The sequence below is a fragment of the Brachybacterium sp. ACRRE genome (genome assembly GCF_022346485.1).
Classification (GTDB): Bacteria; Actinomycetota; Actinomycetes; order Actinomycetales; family Dermabacteraceae; genus Brachybacterium; species Brachybacterium halotolerans.
In genome coordinates this window covers 1-5,335 of sequence record NZ_JAKRMO010000114.1, presented here as the reverse complement: position 1 = coordinate 5,335, position 5,335 = coordinate 1, and the positions used below count along the sequence as shown (strand labels likewise).

Annotated in this window: 3 protein-coding genes and 1 rRNA gene; all 4 read right to left on the bottom strand. The window is 69.6% G+C overall.

Annotation, left to right across the window (positions count from 1 at the left end):
- A 16S ribosomal RNA gene (locus tag MHY49_RS18700) occupies positions 1-350 on the bottom strand; the annotation flags it as partial.
- A gap of 725 nt (positions 351-1,075) precedes the next feature.
- The gene (gene tyrS / locus MHY49_RS18695) at positions 1,076-2,347 is read right to left on the bottom strand and encodes a tyrosine--tRNA ligase (protein WP_239206686.1); all 1,272 of its coding nucleotides are present in this window, start codon (positions 2,345-2,347) and stop codon (positions 1,076-1,078) included.
- A gap of 167 nt (positions 2,348-2,514) precedes the next feature.
- Positions 2,515-3,945, bottom strand: a complete 1,431-nt coding sequence (gene argH / locus MHY49_RS18690) for an argininosuccinate lyase (RefSeq protein ID WP_239206688.1) — start codon at positions 3,943-3,945, stop codon at positions 2,515-2,517.
- A gap of 47 nt (positions 3,946-3,992) precedes the next feature.
- Positions 3,993-5,231 carry an argininosuccinate synthase gene (locus MHY49_RS18685; RefSeq protein ID WP_228357845.1) on the bottom strand — a complete coding sequence of 413 codons (1,239 nt, stop codon included), beginning with the start codon at positions 5,229-5,231 and terminating at the stop codon, positions 3,993-3,995.
- Positions 5,232-5,335: the final 104 nt, after the last annotated feature.

Below are 5,335 nucleotides of genomic sequence, written 5' to 3'. Positions count from 1 at the left end.
TGCCTCCCGTAGGAGTCTGGGCCGTGTCTCAGTCCCAGTGTGGCCGGTCGCCCTCTCAGGCCGGCTACCCGTCAACGCCTTGGTGAGCCACTACCTCACCAACAAGCTGATAGGCCGCGAGTCCATCCCCCACCGAAAAACTTTCCAACACCCACCATGCAGTAGGTGCTCATATCCGGTATTAGCCCCGATTTCCCGAGGTTATCCCGAAGTGGAGGGCAGGTTACTCACGTGTTACTCACCCGTTCGCCACTAATCCAGCCGTGCAAGCACGGCCATCATCGTTCGACTTGCATGTGTTAAGCACGCCGCCAGCGTTCGTCCTGAGCCAGGATCAAACTCTCCATCAAAAAATGAAAAACTATAATCCCGACAAAACAAACGACTAGCACATTCATATAAATCTGCTACATCATCCGTCATGCCAAAACAAAAAATTTGGCATCAACAAACAGACACGCTATTGAGATCTCAAACAACACGCGCACACCGTTGCAACCCAGATCCTGGGTTGTGTCAGGGGCTCGATGCGCCGTCCGCGGTGCGGCCCGACTCTCCGTCGGGGAGGCGCGAGGCTCAACTGTAGTCGAAGCTCCTCGCCTTCCGCAAGTCCTCCAGAGGGATCTGCGCCACATCGTGGTGCGGGTCCCGGGAGGCCCGTCCAGCTCGTCCCCGCTCCTCGGTGCCGGCGTCGTCCCTAGCCCCTGGGGGCCGGTCCTCCGTCGTTGTCCTCGTTGCGGCGACAAGGAAGACATTAGGCGGCCGCGAGGTGGCCGGTCAATTCGGGGCGAGGGTCCCGCTGTGGCCCCGTGACCGCGTGTCCTCGCAGGTGACGGGCGTTTGTGAACGCCCATGCCGCCCCTGTGCCGGGGCGTGTGAGCTGCGAGTGGGCACGGCATCACATCGGTGCGCCCGGTGCTGCGCGACCCGGTATGCGGAAGGGCCGGGCCCCGACATGTGTCGGGACCCGGCCCTCGCGATGGCCCGGCTGTGGCAGGAACCCTGCGGGCTGCGCCGGCGCGGGCCGTCGGCCGTCGCGCCGTTCAGCGGTCGAGTCGTCCAGCCCTGGCGCTGTTCAGCCGTTCAGCCGCACCATCGCCGCAGCCTTCCGACCGCGACGCACCAGCACGTACCCGCCGGACAGGGGCGTCACCGCCTCGGAGAGAGCGCGCTCGACGCCCTCTGCGTCGACCTTCTCGCCGTTCACGGTGAGCGACCCTTCGGCTGCGGCCCGTCGGACCTGGGACTTCGAGGTCATGATGCCCACCGCCGTGAACGCGTCCACGAGGGCGGTCGTGCCGGGCAGCTCGACCGTGGTGAGCTCTCGGGCGATGGCATCGAGCGTCGGCTCCTCGAGATCGCGCACCTCTCCCCTGCCGAACAGCACGGCCGCTGCGGCCTCCGCCTGGCGCGTGGCATCAGCCCCGTGCACGAGGGTCGTGAGGTCGTCGGCGAGGGCCTTCTGGGCCCGGCGCCGATGCGGCTCATCCTGCGTCGCCTGCTCGAGCTCGGCGATGTCCTCCTGGTCGCGGAAGGTGAAGTAGCGCAGGTAGTTCACAACGTCCGCGTCGGCCGCATTGAGCCAGAACTGGTGGAACGCGTACGGGCTCGTGAGCTCGGGATCGAGCCAGACGGCGCCGCCCTCGCTCTTGCCGAACTTCGTGCCGTCGGCCTTCGTGACCAGGGGCGTGGTGAGGGCGTGGGCGTCCTTCCCCTCGACCTTGTGGATGAGGTCGACCCCGGAGATGAGGTTGCCCCACTGGTCGTTCCCGCCGAACTGGAGGCTGACCCCGTGGCGCCGGTGCAGCTCCAGGAAGTCGATGCCCTGCAGCACCTGGTAGCTGAACTCGGTGTAGCTGATGCCCTCGTCGCTCGCGAGGCGCCGCGCGACGGTCTCCTTCGCGAGCATCGTCCCCATGCGGTAGTGCTTGCCCACGTCCCGCAGGAACTGCAGGGCGCTCATCTGCCCGATCCAGTCGAGGTTGTTGACCATCCGCACGCCGGAGGGCCCCTCGAGGTCGAGGAACCGCGAGATCTGGCCGCGCAGGGAGTCCACCCAGCCGGCGACGACGCTCTCGTCGTTCAGCACCCGCTCCCCCGACATCCGCGGATCGCCGATCAGTCCGGTGGCGCCGCCGACCAGCGCGTAGGGCCGGTGACCGGCGAGCTGGAAGCGGCGCATGGTCAGCACCTGGGTGAGGTGGCCGACGTGGAGCGAGGCGGCGGTGGGGTCGAAACCGCAATAGAGGCTGATCGGTCCATCCGCGAGTGCCGTCCCGAGCGCCTCGCGCCCGCTGGTCTGCACCACGAGCCCACGCCAGGTGAGCTCGTCCAGGATGGTCTGCATCGATCAGGTCCTCTCGATCGGTCCGTTCGCGGCGCCCGGGCGGGCGCCGCGATCATTCTCCCCCACCGACCGCGCCGGGCGCGACGGAGTTCTCGGGTGCCGCCCCCGGGCGTCGGCCCGGGCGTCAGCCCGAGCGCTGGCCCGGGCGTCGGCCTCGGAACCCGCTCTCAGGCGCGGCGCGTGAAGGCGCGCAGGCCCTCGACCGCCGCGTCCAGCGCGTCCTCCTGCTCGGCGACGCGCGCGGGGGCGGTCCCGCCCTTCGCATCGCGCGAGCCGATCGAGCCCTCCACGCTCAGCACCGCGCGGACGGAGGGATCCAGGTGCTCCGAGATGCTCGCGAACTCCTCGTCCGTGAGGTCCCACAGCTCCTTGTCCTGTTCCTCCGCGGTCTTCACGCAGGCGCCCGAGATCTCGTGGGCCACCCGGAAGGGGACGCCGCAGCGCACCAGGTGGTCGGCGATGTCGGTCGCGAGCGAGAAACCCTGCGGGGCCAGCTGCTCCATGCGCTCGGTATGGAACACCAGCGTCGCCATCATCCCGGTGAACGCGGGGAGCACGAGGCCCAGGGAGTCGACCTGGTCGAAGACCGGCTCCTTGTCCTCCTGCAGATCCCGGTTGTACGCGAGCGGCAGCGCCTTGAGCGTCGCGAGCAAACCCGTGTGGTCCCCGAGGATCCGCCCCGCCTTGCCGCGCGCGAGCTCGGCGATGTCCGGGTTCTTCTTCTGCGGCATGATCGAGGACCCCGTCGAGAAGGAGTCGTCCAGGGTCAGGAAGGAGAACTCCTTCGTGTTCCACAGGATCACCTCCTCCGCGAGACGCGAGAGGTCGATCCCGACCATCGTCAGCACGAAGGAGAACTCGGCCGTGAGGTCGCGCGAGGCGGTGCCGTCGATCGAGTTCCACACCGAGTCCTCGAACCCCAGGTCCGCCGCCACGGCCTGCGGGTCCAGCCCCAGGCTCGAACCGGCGAGCGCGCCCGAGCCGTAGGGCGAGACCGCGGCGCGTGCGTCGAGATCGCGCAGGCGCTCGACGTCGCGCAGCAGGGGCCAGGCGTGGGCGAGCAGATGGTGGCTCAGCAGCACCGGCTGCGCGTGCTGCAGGTGCGTGCGGCCCGGCATCGCCGCGCCGTGCACCTCCCGCGCGCGCTCCAGCAGCACACCCACCAGGTCGAGGACCTGGTCGCCGACGATGCGCGCGCTGTCGCGGATGAACAGCCGGATGAGCGTCGCGATCTGGTCGTTGCGGGATCGGCCCGCGCGCAGCTTGCCGCCGAGCTCGTCGCCCGCGCGCTCGATGAGCCCGCGCTCGAGCGCGGTGTGCACGTCCTCGTCGTCCTCGGCCGCGGCGAACGCGCCCGAGGCCACGTCGGCCGAGAGCCGATCCAGGGCATCGTGCATCCGTGCGAGCTCGTCATCGCTCAGCAGCCCCGCCGCGTGCAGGACCTTCGCATGGGCCTTCGAGCCCCGCAGGTCGTACTGCGCGAGCTTCCAGTCGAAGTGCGTGGACTTCGAGAGCGCCGCGAGCGCCGCCGCGGGGCCGGAGCCGAAGCGCCCGCCCCAGAGCGCGGCGCCGGCGGACGAGGGCGCGCCGTCGGGCACGCCCGGGCCGTCGGCCGCCGGGCCCGGGGAGGACGAGGCGGAGCCCGTCACTTCGATCCCTCGTCGGCGGCGTCGACGTCCTCGCCGTTGCCGAAGGCGACGTCGCGGGCCGCGGCCTGCTTGGCGGCGAGGCCGTAGATCTCGATGAAGCCCTTGGCCTGCGACTGGTCGAACTGGTCGCCCTCGTCGTAGGTCGCCATCGAGAAGTCGTAGAGCGAGGACTCCGAGCGGCGGCCGGTGACCGTCGCGCGGCCGCCGTGCAGGGTCATCCGGATGTCCCCGGTGACGTAGCGCTGGGTGTCGTCGATGAAGGCGTCCAGCGAGCGCTTGAGCGGGGAGAACCACTGGCCGTCGTAGACCATCTCGGTCCAGCGGTCGCCGACGCTGCGCTTGAAGCGGGCCTGCTCGCGCTCGAGGGTCACGCGCTCGAGCTCCTGGTGCGCGGTGATCAGCGCCATCGCGCCGGGGGCCTCGTAGACCTCGCGGGACTTGATGCCCACCAGGCGGTCCTCGACGATGTCGATGCGGCCGATGCCCTGCGCGCCGGCGCGGGTGTTGAGCTCCTGGATGGCCTCGAGCGCGCTCACGCGGCGGCCGTCGATCGCGACCGGGACGCCCTGCTCGAAGGAGATCACGACCTCGTCGGGCACCGGCGGGAAGGCCGGGTCGTCGGTGTAGTTGAAGACGTCCTTGGTGGGCTCGTTCCAGATGTCCTCGAGGAAGCCGGTCTCGATGGCCCGGCCCCAGACGTTCTGATCGATCGAGAACGGGTTGTGCTTCGTGGTCGCGATCGGCAGGTTCTTGCGCTCGGCGTACTCGATCGCGCGGTCGCGGGTCAGCGCGAGGTCGCGCACCGGGGCGATGCACTTGAGCTCGGGCGCGAGCGAGGTGATCGAGACCTCGAAGCGCACCTGGTCGTTGCCCTTGCCGGTGCAGCCGTGGGCGACGGTCGAGGCGCCGAACTTCTTCGCGGCCTTCACCAGGTGCTTGGTGATCACGGGGCGGGAGATCGCGGAGACGACGGGGTAGGCGTCCATGTACAGCGCGTTCGCCTTGAGGGCGGGCATGCAGTACTCGTCGGCGAACTCGTCGCGGGCGTCGGCCACGTAGGCCTCGACGGCGCCGCAGTCCAGGGCTCGCTGGCGGACGACCTCGAGGTCCTCTCCGCCCTGGCCGACGTCGACCGCGCAGGCGACGACCTCGGCGCCGGTGGCGTCGTGGATCCAGCCGATGGCCACGGAGGTGTCGAGGCCGCCGGAGTAGGCGAGGACGATGCGTTCGGTCACGGGTGATGCTCCTTCGTGAGGGGTGGAAGCGGGTGGGGGGGGGGGGGGGGGGGGGGCGCCCCCCCCCCCCGCCCGGGGCCGTTTAAAAAAAACAACCCCCCCCC